At 63.4% G+C, this 17148-nt stretch carries 13 protein-coding genes and 2 pseudogenes; 9 read left to right on the top strand and 6 right to left on the bottom strand.

Annotated elements, in window-relative coordinates:
- Positions 1 to 72 precede the first annotated feature (72 nt).
- Genes dnaJ through CAPP_RS10180 form a run of 3 tightly spaced genes read left to right on the top strand, consistent with a single transcriptional unit; the run spans position 73 to position 2054 of the window.
- Positions 73 to 1308 carry a molecular chaperone DnaJ gene (gene dnaJ, locus CAPP_RS10190; protein ID WP_076599054.1) on the top strand — a complete coding sequence of 412 codons (1236 nt, stop codon included), beginning with the start codon at positions 73 to 75 and terminating at the stop codon, positions 1306 to 1308.
- 15 nt (positions 1309 to 1323) lie between these two features.
- Entirely contained in the window at positions 1324 to 1725 is a 402-nt protein-coding gene (locus tag CAPP_RS10185) for a heat shock protein transcriptional repressor HspR (RefSeq protein WP_076599053.1), read from the top strand.
- Entirely contained in the window at positions 1722 to 2054 is a 333-nt protein-coding gene (locus CAPP_RS10180) for a zinc metalloprotease (RefSeq protein WP_076599052.1), read from the top strand. The genes CAPP_RS10185 and CAPP_RS10180 overlap by 4 nt, the downstream gene beginning before the upstream one ends.
- Before the next feature lie 186 nt (positions 2055 to 2240).
- Here the strand turns inward: CAPP_RS10180 and CAPP_RS10175 are convergent, their stop codons facing one another.
- From CAPP_RS10175 to CAPP_RS10165, 3 genes are all read right to left on the bottom strand, one after another.
- Positions 2241 to 3998: a pyruvate dehydrogenase gene (locus tag CAPP_RS10175; protein ID WP_076599051.1), complete on the bottom strand. Its 1758-nt coding sequence runs from the start codon at positions 3996 to 3998 to the stop codon at positions 2241 to 2243.
- A 117-nt stretch (positions 3999 to 4115) separates the two neighbouring features.
- Positions 4116 to 5291 (bottom strand): alpha/beta hydrolase, encoded by a 1176-nt coding sequence (locus CAPP_RS10170; RefSeq protein ID WP_076599050.1) that lies wholly within the window; start codon positions 5289 to 5291, stop codon positions 4116 to 4118.
- Positions 5291 to 5548 carry a hypothetical protein gene (locus tag CAPP_RS10165; RefSeq protein ID WP_076599049.1) on the bottom strand — a complete coding sequence of 86 codons (258 nt, stop codon included), beginning with the start codon at positions 5546 to 5548 and terminating at the stop codon, positions 5291 to 5293. The genes CAPP_RS10170 and CAPP_RS10165 overlap by 1 nt, the downstream gene beginning before the upstream one ends.
- Before the next feature lie 92 nt (positions 5549 to 5640).
- On the opposite strand from CAPP_RS10165, the gene CAPP_RS10160 reads away from it, so the two are divergent.
- Entirely contained in the window at positions 5641 to 6420 is a 780-nt protein-coding gene (locus CAPP_RS10160; protein WP_076599096.1) for a nitrilase-related carbon-nitrogen hydrolase, read from the top strand.
- Here the strand turns inward: CAPP_RS10160 and CAPP_RS10155 are convergent.
- Positions 6417 to 7211, bottom strand: coding sequence for a ferredoxin reductase domain-containing protein (locus tag CAPP_RS10155; protein WP_076599048.1), 795 nt, complete (start codon positions 7209 to 7211; stop codon positions 6417 to 6419). The genes CAPP_RS10160 and CAPP_RS10155 overlap by 4 nt on opposite strands.
- Before the next feature lie 73 nt (positions 7212 to 7284).
- Here CAPP_RS10155 and CAPP_RS10150 point away from each other — a divergent pair, with 73 nt between their 5' ends.
- Positions 7285 to 8658 (top strand): sodium/glutamate symporter, encoded by a 1374-nt coding sequence (locus CAPP_RS10150; protein WP_076599047.1) that lies wholly within the window; start codon positions 7285 to 7287, stop codon positions 8656 to 8658.
- Here CAPP_RS10150 and CAPP_RS10145 read toward each other — a convergent pair.
- Positions 8655 to 9203 carry a helix-turn-helix transcriptional regulator gene (locus tag CAPP_RS10145; RefSeq protein ID WP_076599046.1) on the bottom strand — a complete coding sequence of 183 codons (549 nt, stop codon included), beginning with the start codon at positions 9201 to 9203 and terminating at the stop codon, positions 8655 to 8657. The genes CAPP_RS10150 and CAPP_RS10145 overlap by 4 nt on opposite strands.
- Positions 9204 to 9941: 738 nt before the next feature.
- Between CAPP_RS10145 and clpB the strand changes: the two genes are divergently transcribed.
- The 3 genes and pseudogenes from clpB to exaC all read left to right on the top strand — a co-directional run bounded on the left by clpB (position 9942) and on the right by exaC (position 15996).
- Positions 9942 to 12581, top strand: a complete 2640-nt coding sequence (gene clpB, locus CAPP_RS10140; RefSeq protein WP_084560554.1) for an ATP-dependent chaperone ClpB — start codon at positions 9942 to 9944, stop codon at positions 12579 to 12581.
- Between the two features lie 274 nt (positions 12582 to 12855).
- Positions 12856 to 13607, top strand: a pseudogene (locus CAPP_RS10135) (IS3 family transposase); the annotation flags it as partial.
- Between the two features lie 856 nt (positions 13608 to 14463).
- The gene (gene exaC, locus CAPP_RS10130; protein WP_076599044.1) at positions 14464 to 15996 is read left to right on the top strand and encodes an acetaldehyde dehydrogenase ExaC; all 1533 of its coding nucleotides are present in this window, start codon (positions 14464 to 14466) and stop codon (positions 15994 to 15996) included.
- Between the two features lie 567 nt (positions 15997 to 16563).
- Here exaC and CAPP_RS10125 read toward each other — a convergent pair.
- Positions 16564 to 16755, bottom strand: coding sequence for a hypothetical protein (locus CAPP_RS10125; RefSeq protein ID WP_076599043.1), 192 nt, complete (start codon positions 16753 to 16755; stop codon positions 16564 to 16566).
- A gap of 56 nt (positions 16756 to 16811) precedes the next feature.
- Between CAPP_RS10125 and CAPP_RS10120 the strand changes: the two are divergent.
- Positions 16812 to 17126 (top strand): annotated as a pseudogene (locus CAPP_RS10120) (ClpB D2-like domain containing protein); the annotation flags it as partial.
- Positions 17127 to 17148 lie beyond the last annotated feature (22 nt).

Raw genomic sequence — 17148 nt, 5'->3', positions numbered from 1 at the left:
ATAGATAAACGTTTTTAGCAGTGAAAATAGAAGCAGAACATAACAGAATACGAAAGGAAGGAGGAAGCGATTATGGCTATGCAGCAGGAATGGTCGAATAAGGATTATTACGGCGACCTGGGCCTGTCGTCGTCGGCAAGCGCGGCCGAGATTAAGAAGGCGTACCGCAAACTGGCGCGCGAGAACCACCCGGACTCGCACCCGGGCGACAAGCAAGCCGAAGAGCGCTTCAAGAAGGTAGCGGAGGCGTACGACGTCCTCGGCGACGAGACGAAGCGCAAGGAATACGACGAATTCAAGTCGATGATGAACTCCGGAGGCTTCATGCGCTTCGGAGGGAGAGGAGGCTCCGGGTTTCCGGGCGGGTTTCGCACCACGACGACCACGTCGGACTTCGGGGCCGGCGGATTCGAAGACGTCGGATTCGGACAGTCGTTTGGACAAGGCGGAGGATTTTCTGCGGAAGGCGGTCTTGGTGACATCTTCGGTGGCCTCTTTAACCGCGGCGGCGGCACTGGCAGGAGTGCTCGGCCGACGCGGGGGGCCGACGTCGAAACGCAAATAACGCTCGACTTCCGCGAAGCCGTCAAGGGAACGACTATCCCGGTCGAGTTGACTGGTGAGGCACCGTGCACCGACTGCCACGGCTCCGGTTCGGCGACGGGCAAGACCACGACGTGCCCGGATTGCCACGGCTCCGGTTTTGTCAGCGAGCAGAAGGGAGCCTTCGGGATGTCCCGGCCGTGCACCCGCTGCGGCGGCACCGGCCAGATCATCGAGGACCCGTGCCCGACCTGCTCGGGTTCAGGAACGGTCCGCCGGACCCGGTCGATCACGGTGCGGATCCCCGCAGGCGTGATCGACGGGCAGAAAGTGCGGCTGGCCGGCCAGGGCGAGGCGGGGCCGAACGGCACGCCCGCGGGCGACCTGTTCGTCAATGTGACAGTGAAGCCCGACAAGGTGTTCACCCGCAACGGAGACGATCTCGCAGTCACGGTGCCGGTGAGCTTCGCGGAGCTGGCTCTTGGCGGGGCTGTGACGGTGCCGACGCTGGATAGCCCGGTGAAGGTCAAGGTCCCGGCGGGCACGCCGAACGGTCGGACCCTGCGCGTGAAGGGCCGCGGCGTGCCACGCAAGTCCGGCACGGCTGGCGACCTCATGGTCACCGTCGAGGTACAAGTGCCGAAGAACCTGGACGCCACGGCGACGAGCGCGCTGCGCGCCTACGCCCAGGCGGAGAAGGACTCCGGATTCAACCCGCGCGCCGGGTGGGCCGGGGCCAACTCCGGCACCGGGAGCACCCAGTAGGGAGGTGATGTGCAGATGAATAAGAAAGACGACGCTGTCGACGAGTACTACGTCATCTCTGTCGCCGCCGAGCTGACCGGCATGCACGCCCAGACCCTGCGCACGTACGACCGCATGGGCCTGGTCAGCCCGATGCGCACGTCCGGCGGCGGGCGCCGCTACTCTCAGCGCGATATTTCGCGGCTGCGGACGATTCAGCGCCTCTCCCAGGAAGAAGGCGTGAATTTGGCCGGGATCAAGACGATCATCGAGCTGACGCAACGCATCGACGACCTCGAAGACGAGAATGCCCAGTTGCGCGAACGCGTCGCCCGGGCCCCGCGCCGCGGCGGGGAACTCGTGCACGTGCCGCGCTCAACGGCGGTGGTCGCGTGGTCGCGGACCAAACGTCGCGAGGGGAAGCAGAACTCGGCTTGAATTACCCGCGCAGCGGGGGTTTCTGGCACAATTCCTCTGTCGACGAGCAGCTGCGCAACACCATTCTCCACGAGCTCGGCCACAATATCGGGTTGAGCCACACCGGCGCACTGAAGCTCGTGGGCCCGGAGGGGCAGAACTACCTGCCCGAGTACCGCTCGACGGTGAACTACCTCTACCAGTTTTCGCACTTCGGTTTCACGGACAAGGAGTCGCGCTCGCAGCCAACGCTGCCGGAGGTATGCACGGGCCAGCCGTGCTACGACAGCGTCCGAGCAGAACAAAACCCTTGCCCGTGGCGTTCTCACGCCGACGAACAAGGGTTCTGATCTGGGCGACGGCGGCGGTACGAGCGACCGCAACAAGCCTGATTCCGGTCAGAATCGGGGACCGGCGGTCTCCGAGGGGTCGAGCAACGCCGGCATCGTCGCCGCCGTGCTCGCCCTCATCGCGGCGATCGCGGGCCTGATCGGCATTGTGGCCGTGCCCGCGAACTCCAACTTCGGCGCGCGCCGCTAGAACTCGATCGCCGCGGCGCCCTTGATGTTGCGGAGGTTGGAGCGGGCCAGCTCGACCATGTTGCCGATACCGCCGTCGAGCACCGTCTTGACCGCGGACTCGGTGAAGCCCTTGATCATGGTCCAGTCGAAGTTCGGCGGCAGGGACAGGGCATCCGGGTCAGTGACCATCTCGACGAGCACCGGGCCGTCGTAGGCGAAGGCCTCCTTGATGGTCCTCTCCAGGTCCTGCGGCTTTTCCACCCGGAAGGACTTGATGCCCACCGCCTCAGCGATATTGGCGTAATTCACCTGGGCGTGGTCGGTCTGGAATTCCTTCAGGCCGGCAACCATCATCTCAAGTTTGACCATGCCGAGGCTGGAGTTGTTGAACACCATCATCTTCACCGGTAGGTCGTGCTGCTGCACAGTGATGAGCTCGCCGAGCAGCATGGACACGCCGCCGTCGCCGGAGAACGTGATCACCTGGCGGCCGCGGTCGGCTGCCTGAGCGCCGATCGCCTGCGGGACGGCGTTGGCCATGGTGCCGTGGCGGAAGGACGCCAGTTCGTCCTTCTTGCCGTTCGGGGTGATGTAGCGGGCAGCCCAGACATTGCACATGCCGGTGTCGACGGTGAAGACGGCGTCCTCGTCAGCCAGCTCGTCGATGAGATTCGCGGCGTACTCCGGCTGGATCGGCGTCGCCTTTTCCGGCTTCTTGGTGCCGTAATTCTCGATCACCGTCTCGAGCAGGTGCGCGTGTTCCTTGAGCATCTTGTCCAGGAACTTGCGGTTCTTCTTCTCCTCGACGTGCGGGAGGATGTTCTCGATGACGCTCTTGACATCGCCCACGACGGGGTACTGGATCTTGGCGCGGCGGCCGATATTCTCGCCCTTGATGTCCACCTGCGCGACATTGCCGTCGGGCAGCCAGTCGTTGTACGGGAAGTCCGTGCCCAGCAGAATGAGCAGGTCAGCCTCGTGGGAGGCCTCGTAGCAGGCGCCGTAGCCGAGCAGGCCGTTCATGCCCACGTCGAACGGGTTGTCGTACTGGATGTGCATCTTGCCGCCGAAGGAGTGGCCAATCGGCGACTTGATCTTCTCGGCGAGCTGCAGCACCTCCTCGCGGGCGTTCGCGGCGCCGACACCGCAAAACAGCGTGACGGTCTCCGCCTCGTTGATGGCCTGGACGAGACGTGCGGCCTCGCCGGCGTCCGGGAAGACGCGCTTGTCGTCGCCGCGAGCGATCGTGGACTCGAGCAGCGGTACATCGGCAGCGTCCTGGCCGGCGATATCGCCCGGCATGACGAAGACGGACACACCCTTGCCCGCCATCGTCGACTGGATCGCGTGGTGCAGGATGCGCGCACCCTGCTCCGGCGAATTAGCCATCTCGCAGTAGCCCGAGCACTCCTGGAAGATCTTCTCCGGGTGCGTCTCCTGGAAGAACTTGGAGCCGATTTCCTGGCTCGGAATGTGCGAAGCAATGGCGAGCACCTTGGCGCCGTTGCGGTGCGAATCATAAAGCCCCTGGATCAGGTGGGTGTTGCCCGGGCCACAGGATGCGGCGCAGACAGCCAGCTCACCCGTGACCAGCGACTCGGCGCCGGCGGCGAAGGCGGCGGCCTCCTCGTTGCGGACGTGGATCCACTCGATGTTCGAGTCAGCCACCGCGTCGGAGACCGGGTTCAGCGAGTCGCCGACGAGGCCGTAAATGCGCTTCACGCCGTTGCGCTCTAGCGTCTCCACTATCTGTTGCGCGAAATCTTCAGCCATTTTTCCTCCGTTTATGCGTTTAGGTTTACGGCACCCTAGTGTACGCATATTTCGATTTCGGCCTCGCCGGCTAAATTTCTGTTATAGGATACCCCGCCCTCCCGCTATGCCCGCGCCTTACTTCTGCGCTGATTCCGCCAGGGCCCGCAGGAACGCCTCGTCCTGGTAGTAGTCGGTGTGCCCGCCACGGACCCCGGGAACGCGTTCGGCGCCGAAGTATGCGGTGCCTGGATCGGTGCCGTGGAGGGCGTTCAATGGGCTGCGCAGCAGGAGGATCGGGTCGGTCGGGGAGTCGGCGACGCTGACTTTCGTGTCGTTGCCGAACAAGGTCAGGTCGTCGACGTGGGAGGCGTTGATGCCGGGCGTGCCCACGATGTAGAGCTCGTCGGCGAATAGCCCGTACTCTTCGGCGGCGCGGGCGGCCACGACCGAACCGTAAGAGTGCCCCACGACCACCTTCCTCGCCTCCGGGAACCGCTCCTCAACCGCGTACTGGAATGCGGCTAAGTCGTCGGCGCCGGCGCTGGCCGGAACGCGCGACATGCCCTCCAGCAGGGTCGGGGGAGGGGAGTAGCCCTGCCACACCACCACTGCGCCACCGGTGGCCTCCGCGACCGCTTTGGCTTCCTCCACGGCGAGCGCGAATTTCTCGGGTTCGCCGGAGCCCACGCCGGAGACCACCGTGGTCACCGACTGCGGCGGGATCGGCTCACCGTTCTCGTCGTACTTCACGCCCAGCATGACGCTGTACCCGTCGGGCCCGCCCTCGAGAACTAGGGCGTCCTCCGCCTCGACGACCTCGCGCACCGAGGCCGGCGCGGTCTCCAGCAGACGGGCGCTGATCTCCGACAACGGGTCCTCCGGGTGGAAAACCAGCCGGTCCAAGTCCTGCTCGTGTTCGAGTCTGCACTCCTGGGAGATGGAGGCGGAGCAGGCCTCGTCGAGAAGCTTCTCCATCAGCGAGATGCCAGCCAGCATTGCTTCATGCGCAGCGCGCAGCGGCGCCGGAACGATGGTGTTGATCAGCGCGTCTTTCATCAGGTCGAGGAAGAGCTGCGCGGCCGCGGTCTCGTCGAGGATGTCCGCGATGTTCTCCATCGTGTCGGCCGGGTTCGCTAGTGCACGGCCTAAGTCGGCGAGCGTGTCCAGACCAGCGTCGGCGGCCTCGCCGGCGAGGCCGGCGTTGGAGATGGAGATGCGGGTGTCGGCGGTGTCGTCGATACGCTTGCGCACGGATCCCGCCGCGCGCCGCAACGCTTCTGCGCTCGCCGACAATTCTGTGGCGACCAGCATTATTTCCCCCTGAATGCTCGGGCGTGGTCGGCGTCGACCCCGCGGACGGCGGCGGAGAAGGCGGCGAGATCAGCGACGTGGTCGCGCACGCGTTCACTCCGGTCGTCCACGCCGTCGGCGAGCGCGGTGTGGACTGCGGCAAGGGCTGTGCTGGTCAGGCTCGGGGTGGATAAATCGGTGAAGTCGGGGTCGGTCCAGTCGGGCAGGGTCGGTAGATCGGCGGTCGGTGCTTGAACAAAATTCGTTGAGTAGTTCATGCCTTCAACGAAACGGCAGCCAGGGGAAATGCACAACGGCCACGCGCGGAACCTGTGGAATTTGAAAAGTTATCCACATACCCTTGGGCGTCATGCGTATTGGACTCGTGCAATTCACCGCCGGCCCGCGCGTGGCCGACAACCTCGCCGCACTGAGCGAACATATCCGCGATGCCGCGAACAAGGGTGCGACGCTCATCGCGTGCCCTGAGGCGTCCTCCCAGGCATTCGAGTCCGGCCCGCTCGCCGAGCAAGCCGAGGATTTAGACGGCACATTCGCCACCGGTCTGCGCGAACTCGCCGAGGAGCTGGGCGTGACCATCGTCGCGGGCATGTTCCGCCCCGCCAGCGAGAGGCGCGTGCGCAATACCGCGCTCATTACCGGCCCTGGCCTGCACGAAGGCTACGACAAGATCCACGCTTTCGACACCGCAAGCTACCGCGAGTCCGACAACATCGAGCCCGGCACAGAGCTCGTCACTTTCGGGCACGAGGGTGTGACGGTCGGCGCGGCCATCTGCTTCGACATCCGCTTCCCGGACCAGTTTCAGGAGCTCGCCCGCCGCGGCGCGGACATCATCGTGGTTCCCACCAGCTGGGCGGGAGGTGACAACAAGACCGAAGAATGGATCGCGCTTTCGCGTGCACGCGCGCTCGACGCAGGGGCATTCATCATCGCGCCCGACCAGGCCAATCCGGACGGTTCCACGGGAGCGAAAAATAATTCGGAGCCGCTCGGCGTCGGCCATTCCGTGGCCGTCGCGCCCGGCGGGACCGTGCTCGCGCAGGGCGGTTTCGACGAGGAGGTCATCGTCGTCGACATCGATCCCGCCGACGCACGCCGCCGCCGCGCCGCCGTCCCCATCCTCTAGACGCGCCGTAACGCCACCCAATCGACCGCGCCCGCCAGGGCTTCCAGCGCCGGGTCGACGACATCGACAACAAGCTCAATCCGCTTATCGACGCCCCCAAACACCGCCGCCCTCACCCCCGCCAGCCGGTCCCCCGTCGCGTCCACCTCGCTGTCCCCGGTAAAGGACAGCTGCTCGCCCCGGGCCGCCCCGCACGTCCAGTACTCGCCGACCTCCGGCCGCCGCCACCGGCCCGGGGTGAAAAACACCAGCTGACCGAACTGGTTCGACGGCAGCGCCGGTGTCAGCTCGTGCCACTGCCCCTTTTCCCTGTACGGTCCCGGCACCAGCACCGGCAGCGACTGCCCCGGTGAATACTGCACCGTCATCGGCGCCTCCAGGTGCACCGCGAGCAAGGCTGGCTCACCCCCACTTGTCTCGCCTTCCTGCGTCCCCCACAGCTCGTCGACCCCGATGACCTGCGCCGCAGTCGCCGCCGGAATGCCTTTCAAGTCCGCCTCGCGCGCGACCTCCGCCATCGCGTAGAGACTCTTCGCCATCTCCGCCCACGTCGGCTCAACATCCTGCGGGCGGTCCCACAGCGCACGCAGCAGCGCATCCCCGAGCGGGTCCACCAGTTCCTCGTAGGAATCCGGGGGCAATCCCAGCCGGCGGCGGTCCAGTGCGGTGCGGGAGGTAAGGGAGGGGGTGATGAGGGCGTCGATAAGCGTGTCCGCTTCCTCCGTGTGTCCCGAAAGCTGAAACTCCAGCTCGCTGCGCTCGCCGGCCGAAAAACTCACAAGCTCGTCCATGCTTCAAAGACTAATGCGTCGCGCCCGCACGCTAAGCTAACCGCGAAAGCATTCGACGCGAAAGGTTCGGTTCATGGAATTCACGCCCTACGACATGCTTGTCGACGTCGGTTGGATCTCCGTCCTCCTCATCGTCGGCAACATTCTCCGCCAGCGTGTCCGCGTGCTGCAGCAACTCCTGCTGCCGGCACCCATCACCGCTGGTCTGATCGGGCTGGTCCTTGGGCCGGAGGTGCTCGACCTCGTGCCGTTCTCCGACAAGATCGGCGACTACACCTCCATCCTCATTGCCGTCGTCTTCGCCTCCATGGCGTACTCCATGGACCTCGGCGGATCCGTGGCCAAAGGCGCGCGCAATATGTGGGCCTTTTCCACCACCATGTTCATGTTCCAGTGGGGCCTGTTCGTCCTTGCCGGGATCTACTTGTTCAAGCCCGTTTTCGGCACTGAAGACTGGTTCGGCATGATGCTGCCCGTCGGCTTCGTCGGCGGCTTCGGCACCGCCGCCGCCGTGGGGTCCGCCCTCGAGGACACCGCCGGCGCCGTCGCCGCGTCCTCCCTCGGCTTCACCTCCGCGACCGTGGGCACGCTCGTGGCCATCATCGGCGGTGTCATCGTCTCCAACTGGGGTATCCGCAAGGGCAAGGCCACCGAGCTGCAGGGTGACCTGCCCAAGGAGCTGCGCTCCGGCTACATCGAGGACGAGGCCGAGCGCCCCTCCATCGGTAAGGCGACCACCAACCCGTCGTCCATCGAGCCCCTCGCGCTCCACGGCGGCTTCATCATCTTCACCGTGCTCGTCGCCAACCTGGTGAAGACCCTGATCTCCAACCAGTGGGAGAACGTCTCCATCCCGCTGTTCGCCCTGTCCTTCGTCATCGGCTTCATCGGCCGCGGCCTGCTGCGCTTGTTCAAGAAGCCGAACTACCTGGACAAGGACACCGTCTCCGCCATCTCCGGCGCCGCCACCGACTACATGATCGCTTTCGGCATCGCGTCCATCGCGCCGGCCGCGCTGGCCGCCTACTGGCAGGCGCTCATCCTGCTGTTCGTCCTCGGCACCGTGTTCTGCCTCTTCTACCTGCTCGTCATGGCACCGCTCTACTTCGGCGAACAGTGGATCGAGCGCGGCATCTTCGGCTGGGGCTGGGCCACCGCCGCCGTCGCCACCGGTATCGCTCTGCTCAAGATGGTCGACCCGAAGCTCAAATCCGGCACCCTCAACGAATACGGCGTCGCCTACGTTGGCTTCGGCCCCTTCGAGATCGTCATGACCATTCTCGCCCCCATCGCCGTGCTCGCCTCCTTCACCGGGCCGTTCGGTTGGGTCTCCACCGCGGTCGCCGCCGGCATTCTGGTGCTGAGCTTCGCTCTCAAGTGGGTTCCCGCGAAGAAGGACGCCTCAGCGCCGTCCGCCGGCGCGTCGGGCGGTGCCGCAAGCGCTTAGTCTCCGGTTCCCTCCGCTCGTTTGGCCTCCTCGGCCTTCTTCTCCCGGTTGTACGCTCCCCAGAACTGCATCAACTGAAAGTAGCGCCGGTTTCCCGCAGAGGACAGTTCTGCGCTCTTGTGCGGAGGCAGGAGGCGTCTGATTCGCTGCGTCAACTGCCCAGCGCGCTCCATGAGCTCGTCGCCCGGGTAGCCGGTGGAACTCAGCGCGAGCATGAGCACTTCCAGTTCATCGTCGGTGAACGTCAGTGGAGGAACCGTGTCGCAGTACTCCATGGTGTAGCCGCCGTCGGCTCCAGGCTTCGAGGTGATATTGAAGCCGAGCTCCCGCAAATGCGCGATGTACCTCCTTAGCGTCCGCTTATCGACGCCAATCCTCTCCGCCAGCACCCTCCCCTCCAACGGCCTCCCAATCTGCAGCAGCCGGATCAGTTCTGCTCCGCGCAAGAAATGGGCGACTTTTTCTTTCCGCTGGTATTTCTCCGTCTCTTCAATCGCGGCTTCTGCCGGGTGGGGAGGCAGGTCAGGGATGAGTTGGTCGTACATGGCGCTCCTTTTCTCCTCTTCTTTCTCTTCTTCTTTTTCTTGTTCGGCATCGCTTCCTGGTGTGATTCTGAATCTAGAAAGAGCAGGTCATGTGCGCTCGGCGCGAGTGTCTACTTCAGTGCGCAACGATCCTGCGGCGACCGCGCAACGGCCAATCAAAGGGAAGGAAGCGAGCAACTCCGCGGTAGTGCACCGCTACTCTCCTTCGTCCTGGAAGCTTCAGTCGCGGTTGTTCTCGAGTTCTGCGTGTAGAAGGTGTCTTCAGGGCGATTGCGGTCACGCAAGCCCTCGTTGGGTGTCTTCCCGTCACTGAGCTGTGGTTTTGGCTGCATTCATTGAGGACAGTCTCGAAGCAGTTTTGGAAGGGAGCCGGAAGCGCGGAAATGTCGTGCCCGCCGGGGACTCGTGTCGTGTCGGGAAAGTGTCCGCAACTGGAAATCATTTTTTGCAGGTGACGGTGCCGCAATCGCCATTGAGGGCAGCGGCGTCCGCAATCGCTGGGAGCAATATATGTGGAGGTTCCCCCGGATTCCCCGGATTCCTCGGATTCCTCGGATTCCTCGAGTTCGTCGAGCACAAGCTGACTTGCGGGAGACGATGGAAAGCAAAAATTTTTCGACTTGAGTGGAACAGACTCAACTTCGGCGGCGTTGTACCTATCGACGAACTAAGTTCGGACCAATAGAACACTTCAAGAGAAGACCCAATTAAACGCGAATTAGGAAAGGAGCGAGACTGATGAGCTCGTTCAACCCCACCACCAAGACTCAGGAGGCTCTGCAGCAGGCGCTGCAGCGGGCTTCCGCAGCCGGAAACCCGGACATTAGGCCCGCGCACCTGCTAGAGGCGATCCTCGAGCAGGAAGAGGGAATCGCCGCACCGGTGCTGAAAGCCACCGGCGTCGACCCAGCGACGGTGCAGAAGGAAGCTGCCGAGATCGTCGACGGCTACCCGAAGGCCGAAGGCCAGAACATGGCCAACCCGAATTTCAACCGTGACGGCCTCAATGCGTTGAACGCCGCGCAGGAGCTAGCGGGAGAACTCGGCGACGAGTACGTCTCCACCGAGGTGCTGCTCGCCGGCATCGCGCGCGGTGACGACGAGGCAGCGGAACTGCTGAAGAAGCGCGGCGCCACCTACGACACGATCAAGGCTGCTTTCCCGTCTGTTCGCGGCAACCAGAAGGTGACCACGCAGGATCCGGAGGGCCAGTTCCAGGCGCTGGAGAAGTACTCCACTGACCTGACGGCGCGCGCCCGCGAGGGCAAGATCGACCCGGTCATCGGCCGTGACAGCGAGATCCGCCGAGTGGTCCAGGTCTTGAGCCGCCGCACGAAGAACAACCCGGTGCTGATTGGTGAGCCAGGCGTCGGCAAGACTGCCATCGTTGAGGGCCTTGCGCGACGCATTGTGGCAGGCGACGTTCCAGAATCCCTGAAGGGCAAGACGCTGATCAGTCTTGACCTGGGCTCGATGGTCGCGGGCGCGAAATTCCGCGGCGAGTTCGAGGAGCGCCTGAAGGCGGTGCTGGACGAGATCAAGTCGTCGGACGGCGAGATCATCACGTTCATCGATGAGCTGCACACCATCGTCGGCGCCGGCGCGACCGGTGACGGATCGATGGACGCCGGCAACATGATCAAGCCAATGCTCGCCCGCGGTGAGCTGCGCCTGGTCGGTGCGACGACGCTGGATGAGTACCGCAAGTACATCGAAAAGGACGCCGCTCTCGAGCGCCGCTTCCAGCAGGTGTACGTGGGTGAGCCGACGGTGGAGGACACCATCGGCATCCTGCGCGGACTGAAGGAGCGCTACGAGGTGCACCACGGTGTGCGCATCCAGGACTCGGCGCTGGTCGCGGCGGCTTCCCTGTCGGACCGCTACATCACCAACCGCTTCTTGCCGGACAAGGCGATCGACCTGGTCGACGAGGCGGGATCGCGTCTCCGCATGGAGATCGACTCCTCTCCGCAGGAGATCGATGAGCTGGAGCGCGTCGTGCGCCGTCTCGAGATCGAGGAGATCGCGTTGTCGAAGGAGTCGGACGCGGCATCCCAGGAACGCCTGAAGGATCTGCGTAGCGAGCTGGCTGACCAGCGCGAGAAGCTCGGTGAGATGAAGGCTCGTTGGGAGAACGAGAAGAGCGAGATCGACAAGGTCCAGCACGCGAAGGAGGAGCTGGAGCGCCTGCGCAACGAGTCCGAGATCGCGGAGCGCGACGGCGACTACGCCAAGGTCTCCGAGCTCCGTTACGGCCGCATTCCGGAACTGGAGGAAGAGGTGGCTGAGGCGGAGAGGGAAGCGTCGATAAGCACTAAAACGATGCTGACGGAAGAAGTCACCCCGGACGTGATCGCCGACGTTGTGTCGAGCTGGACGGGCATTCCCGCGGGCAAGATGATGGAAGGCGAGACCGAGAAGCTCCTGAATATGGAGTCTGTGCTGGGCGAACGCGTCGTCGGGCAGAGCGAGGCTGTCGTCGCGGTGTCCGATGCGGTGCGCCGCTCGCGCGCCGGGATCGCGGATCCGAACCGGCCGATCGGCTCGTTCCTGTTCCTCGGCCCGACGGGCGTGGGTAAGACGGAGCTGGCGAAGTCGCTCGCGGAATTCCTCTTCGATGAAGAGTCCGCGATGATCCGCATCGACATGTCCGAGTACGGCGAGAAGCACTCTGTCGCGCGTCTGGTCGGTGCGCCTCCGGGATACGTCGGCTTCGACGCGGGTGGGCAGCTCACCGAAGCCGTCCGTCGCCGCCCGTACAGCCTCGTGCTTTTCGACGAGGTCGAGAAGGCCCACCCCGATGTCTTCGACGTCCTGCTGCAGGTGCTCGACGAGGGTCGACTTACCGACGGCCAAGGCCGCACCGTCGACTTCCGCAACACCGTGATCATCCTTACTTCTAACCTCGGCGCTGGTGGCGCCCACGACGAGATCATGGAGGCAGTGAAGCGGGCGTTCAAGCCGGAGTTCATCAACCGTCTCGATGACGTGGTGGTCTTCGATCCGCTGAGCCAGGAGCAGCTCGTCGGCATCGTCGATATCCAGCTACGCTCGCTCGCCGAGCGTCTGGCCGAGCGCCGCCTGACCTTGGATGTCACCGACGCCGCCAAGCGCTGGCTCGCCGACCGCGGTTACGACCCGGCCTACGGTGCCCGCCCGCTGCGCCGCCTGATCCAGAAGGAGATCGGCGACAAGCTGGCCAAGGAAGTCCTCGCCGGTGAGATCCGCGACGGCGACACCGTGCTCGTTGAGGTCGGGCCGGACGCCGACACGATGACGGTTGTTCGCGGGGAGGCTGAGACCGTCGCGGCCGGCGAGGCCGAAACGCGGCCCGCGGTCGAAACGCAGCCTGGGGGCGGCGACGCCACCGCTGACTAGCGCCCCCGCCACTGCCCGGCACCGGCGCCCCGCTGCTGCCGCAGCTCGGCGCCCCGCCACTGCGACAGCTCGGCGCCCCGCCACTGCGATTGACTAGAACCAGACGACTAGAAAGCTCCGTTTCGGGCTGAAAATTGGACAATCTAGCTGTCTGGTTCTAGCTATTCGCTAGGTGGGGTGGGGTTCGCCGGGGAAAGGGGGTCCGCCGCCGGATGCCGGACTACTGAAGCGTCCTGGGTTTGGTTCCGATCGTTTCTAGAGAAAGATTGGGATCATGCCAAGGAAGTACAGTGATGAGTTCAAGGCCAAGGCGGTGCGTCTGGCTGAGGAACTTGTTGAGCTTGAAGGGTGCTCGAAGTGGGGTGCGGCGGTTGAGATCGGTGACAAGCTCGGCGTCTCCGCGCACACGCTTAATGATTGGTTGAAGCCTTCAAAGCCGTCACACGACGTCGAGGTCAGCTCCGGCGAGTTAGCAGACGATGAACTGAAGCGTCTGCGGCGAGAGAATAAAGAGCTGCGCAGGGCGAACGAGATTTTAAAGACCGCGTCGGCTTTTTTCGCAGCGGAACTCGACCGTCCCACCAGAAGATGATCGAATACATCGACACGTATCGCGATCGCTTCGGGGTCAAGGCCATCTGTCGCACCTTGAGGCAGACAGAGTGTGGGTTTATCACTTCTCGTGGCTACCGGGCAGCGAAAACACGAGCCCCGTCAGCCAGGAGTCTTACGGATGCGCTGCTTATCCCCGAACTCGTGAAGGTCTACGAGGACAACTTCAGCGTCTACGGGGTGCGGAAGATGTGGAAGGCCATGCAGCGCGCTGGCTGGGACATCGGTCGTGATCAGACCGCCCGGTTGATGAAACTCGCCGGCATCCAAGGCCGAAGAAGGGGCCGCACTCCGATCACGACAGTTCCTGCAAACGCTCCTGATTGTCGCCCTGATCTGGTCAATCGCAGCATGAGTCTCCGCCGCAGTTTTATCGCCGCAACCACCACCGTCGCCCTCGCCGGCGGCCTTGCCACCGCCCCTTCCGCGAACGCCTACACCGTTGATTACAACGCCGAGACGGACAAGTGCACCATCACGTACACCGAGCGCGACCAGCAACGCATCAACGACGCGTACCAGCAGCTTTACCGCATGCTTGCCGACGAAACGATGGACCGCCTCGCTGCAAAGGAGGAGACGAACGGCACCAGGCTCTACCCGTACACGCCAGAGAAGCGCAATAGGGACATCAAACTGGTTCGGGAACACGCGGCGAAGGAAGGTGTTCAGAATGTAGGCGCACAGCAAGGCGTTGAGATTGCGAAGGAAGGGTCCCTGGCACGTGCTCAGTGGAATCTTTTCCGCTTTGAGCAGTCGGATTATTACCGTTACACCGCATTCATGAATGCCTCCAAGACCGCGAAGATGGATCAGATCAAGGCTGATAAGAGGGAAGGGGGCACCTTCGAACTGAAGCCGGCTCAGGCAGAGGAAAACGGAAAGCTGCTCGGCTTGGATCTGAAGGGTGTGATTGGCGCTGTTGCTGGTTCAGTGATCGGAGGCGGCGGTCTTGACGCATTCGTCGACATTGCCGAGACGAAGCTTCTTGAAAATGGACCGGAGGTGGCCGCTCCCATCGTCACCTACACCAAGTCCATGGGCGCCTGCGCCGGTAAGGAAAGCGAGTCCAGCTCCGTCCCCGCAGGTTCCTCCCTCTCCGTTGCCGGAGTCGGCGGCCTGCTGGCAGCTGGCGTTGCCCTGCTGTTCCTGATCACAGGCCTGATTGGTTTCGCTCTGCGTCCGGTGGTGGACGAGGCGTTCAACCGTTAAACTCTTTTGTGTGTTTTGGAGTACAAAACATTCAGCTCGTTTTAGAAAGGACTAGACCATGACTGTGTACGCTAACCCGGGTTCTGAGGGCTCGATCGTTAACTTCGAGAAGCGCTATGACCACTACATCGGCGGTCAGTGGGTTGCTCCGGCGGACGGTGAGTACTTCGACAACTCCACTCCGGTCACGGGTGAGGTGTTCTGCCAAGTCGCACGAGGCACGCAGGCAGACATTGACCGAGCGCTTGATGCGGCGCACAAGGCTGCGCCGGAATGGGGCAAAACTTCTGCGGCGGAGCGCGCATTGATCCTCAACCGCATCGCGGACCGCATGGAGGAGCACCTCGAGGAAATCGCGGTCGCCGAGACGTGGGAAAATGGCAAGGCTGTGCGCGAGACTCTTGCCGCCGACATTCCGCTGGCCATCGATCACTTCCGCTATTTTGCGGGTGCCATCCGCGCGCAGGAGGGTCGCCTTTCGCAGCTTGACGACGACTCTGTGGCCTACCACTTCCACGAGCCGCTGGGCGTTGTCGGCCAGATCATTCCGTGGAACTTTCCGATCCTCATGGCCGTGTGGAAGCTCGCCCCAGCGCTGGCGGCGGGCAATGCCGTGGTGACGAAGCCGGCGGAACAGACCCCAGCATCGATTCTTTACCTGATGAACATCATCGGTGATCTCATTCCAGACGGCGTGGTCAACATTGTTAACGGCTTCGGCGATGAGGCCGGTGTCGCGCTGACCGGTTCTGACCGGATCGCAAAGATCGCGTTCACTGGTTCGACGGACGTCGGCAAGCTGATCAACAAGTCGGTCGCGGAGAGGATCATCCCGGTGACGCTCGAGCTTGGCGGCAAGTCCCCGTCGATCTTCTTCGAGGACGTGCTCGCCCATGATGACGAATTCCGCGCTAAGGCCATCGAGGGCTTTGCAATGTTCGCCCTCAACCAGGGTGAAGTGTGTACCTGTCCGTCGCGTGCGTTGGTGCAAGAGTCCATCGCCGAGGAGTTTTTGGAGCTCGGAATCGAGCGCGTGCGCCAGATCAAGACCGGTAACCCACTGGACACCGAGACCCAAATGGGTGCGCAGGCGTCCCAGGAGCAAATGGACAAGATCACCGGCTACCTCGAGATGGCGCCGCAGGAGGGCGCGGAAACCTTGATCGGCGGCAAGGTGAACACCGATGTGACCAGCATGGGCGGTCTAAGCGGAGGCTTCTACATTGAGCCAACGGTGTTCAAGGGTGACAACTCGATGAAGATCTTCCAGGAGGAAATCTTCGGCCCGGTGCTGTCGGTGGCGACCTTCAAGGACTTCGACCAGGCCATCAGCGTCGCAAATGACACCATCTACGGTCTCGGTGCCGGTGTCTGGTCGCGCGACGGAAACACCGCTTACCGCGCTGGCCGCGCTATTCAGGCAGGCCGTGTGTGGGTGAACCAGTACCACACCTACCCGGCGCACGCGGCGTTCGGTGGCTACAAGCAGTCCGGCATTGGCCGTGAGAACCACCTGATGATGCTCGACCACTACCAGCAGACGAAGAATCTGCTCGTGTCCTACTCCGAGAAGCCCACCGGGCTGTTCTAATCCCGGAGCGCGGGCTTGACCGGGAGTATCCCAGCCACATCACCGCTGCTTGGCCTTCGCCGTTTCTCAATGTGTTGTGGCCGGCCACGTCTTGCGCTTGGGATACGAGTCCTGCCAGCTTGTTCGGGTCACCTGAGCCAACGCCGGGAGAGAGGATTGAGATGGACGCGGGGTTGGTCGGCACGCCCTGACCACTCGGACCGACCATCACTGTGTATCCTCCCGGGCCTCCTTCGGGGAGCATGGCACCCGTCTCGTCGACGATTTGCTTCACGTGGTCAGGTGCTTTCGCGTAGAACTCATCGTGGATTTGTTGCGGGGTTTTATCCAGGTTATGCGCTAACCTCTCGATATCCGGCTCGTAGTCGGCCATGCATGTTGCATTGATCGACTCAGAGCATCCGAAATCCAGGATGAGGGAGTACAGCCGGAGCTCGGCTAGAAGCTTGGTGAGGTACAACTCGGTCCCCAGAGGTAGCGGTGTCTTGAGTGCCGTTTCTATCATCCGCTCTATATTTTCTTGAGACATCGCGGCCTGCCAGAGAATCTCCGCAACCTCATCCAACTTCACAGACGGGCCGAAAAGGCTGTGTCCAAACCCCGGAGCAGTGCCTTCCCCGCGTCGGCGGCGGTCCCGTTGAAGCCTTGGGAAGTCAGGTCGGAGCTGTGGTCGGTGATGTAGTCGCCACGGCTGCGGGTGCGGGAGCTGGCGGTGCGGAGGGCGTCGGCGGCGTCGTAAAGCTCTGATGCGACGAGCATGCTCACCACCCCTCGAACATGGTGCTGTCGATGTGGTTGATGTCGGCGACGAAGTTGTGGATGTCGTCGTCGTGTTCGACGCGCTGACCCAAGACCAGCTCGTCGGGATCGTGGACATCCAGCTGCGCGGGTTGGCTGCGCGGCTCGCGGAACGCCGCTTGGTTCTCGAGGTTTCTGATCCCGCGAAGCGCTGGCTTGCCGACCGCGGCTACGACCCCGCCTACGGCGCCCGCCCATTGCGTCGCCTGATCCAGAAGGAGATCGGCGACAAACTGGACAAGGAAGTCCTCGCCGGTGAGATCCGCGACGGTGACGCGGTGCGGGTGGACGCCGATCCGGAAGGGGAGACGCTTGACGTCAACGCGAAGTGATTGGGAGAAAACGATCCGGTAA

This window comes from Corynebacterium appendicis CIP 107643 (assembly GCF_030408415.1).
Lineage (GTDB): Bacteria > Actinomycetota > Actinomycetes > Mycobacteriales > Mycobacteriaceae > Corynebacterium > Corynebacterium appendicis.
The sequence above is the reverse complement of the archived record's forward strand: the minus strand, read 5'-3'. Positions and strand labels throughout refer to the sequence as shown.